Annotated in this window: 1 pseudogene; it reads right to left on the bottom strand. The window is 51.0% G+C overall.

Annotated elements, in window-relative coordinates:
• Positions 1 to 206 (bottom strand): annotated as a pseudogene (locus FDX11_RS25250) (phage tail protein); the annotation flags it as partial.

The raw sequence follows: 206 nt of genomic DNA, 5'->3' as shown, positions 1-206 counted from the left end.
CCATCTGTGCCGCCCCATGCGGGATCGGAGTTAAGACCAAGACACCCCTCAATAAGATACTCGCCTACGCCGATGCGGGATACTTTGCAGCCCTCAGACTCCATGTTATTTTCGCCAGTCCCATCACCAAATATCTTCACTACTGGTGAAGCTGCCTTGATTGTCCCGTCCGAAGCCGTTGTTGTATTTAGTGCGGTCCATATTTT

Source organism: Citrobacter sp. wls714 (genome assembly GCF_005281025.1).
GTDB classification, from domain to species: domain Bacteria; phylum Pseudomonadota; class Gammaproteobacteria; order Enterobacterales; family Enterobacteriaceae; genus Citrobacter; species Citrobacter werkmanii.
The sequence above is the reverse complement of the archived record's forward strand: the minus strand, read 5'-3'. Positions and strand labels throughout refer to the sequence as shown.